Source organism: Pseudonocardia halophobica, from assembly GCF_027922425.1.
In the GTDB taxonomy this organism is placed as follows: Bacteria; Actinomycetota; Actinomycetes; order Mycobacteriales; family Pseudonocardiaceae; genus Pseudonocardia; species Pseudonocardia halophobica.
Genome location: NZ_BSFQ01000277.1, coordinates 1 through 551, shown reverse-complemented (window position 1 = coordinate 551; position 551 = coordinate 1). Strand labels below are relative to the sequence as shown.

1 protein-coding gene is annotated in these 551 nt (G+C 61.0%); it reads left to right on the top strand.

What is annotated here, in order from left to right; genetic code table 11:
- The first annotated feature begins 37 nt into the window (after positions 1–37).
- The gene (locus PKE99_RS39445; RefSeq protein WP_010396646.1) at positions 38–532 is read left to right on the top strand and encodes an Lrp/AsnC family transcriptional regulator; all 495 of its coding nucleotides are present in this window, start codon (positions 38–40) and stop codon (positions 530–532) included.
- The last annotated feature ends 19 nt before the right edge of the window (positions 533–551 follow it).

Genomic DNA, 551 nt, shown 5'->3' with positions numbered 1-551 from the left:
ATGATGAAAAAGATTCTTTCAGCAAGGCGATATTTTCATGGATGAAACTGCTGCATCACGGCGGCTTGATGCGATTGATCTCAGGATCCTGCGCGCGCTGAGTCGGGACGGACGGCTGAGCAACAGCCAGCTTGCCGAAGAGGTGGGGCTTTCGCCCAGTCCCTGCTGGCAGCGCACCCGCCGTCTTGAGGCCGAGGGCATCATTCGCGGCTATACTGCCATTCTGGACCAGTCACGGCTGGGCGGAACCGAGACGGTGCTGATCGAGGTGACGCTGGATCGCCATGACGACCGCGTGCTTGAAGAATTCGGCCGGGCCATGACCAACCTGCCTGAGGTGCAAGAGATTTACCTGACCACCGGCGAATATGACTATCTGCTCAAGGTCACGGTCAGCGGCACCCGCGGATGCGAGGAATTCTTGCGCCGCAAGCTTTACCGGGTTCCTGGGATACGCCACGCGCGTTCGATCTTTACGCTGCGCTGCCTGAAAGAGCGGGGCTGGGCGCTGCCCGAGGCGGCGGGGGACTGACGCTGACAGGCGTCACGGA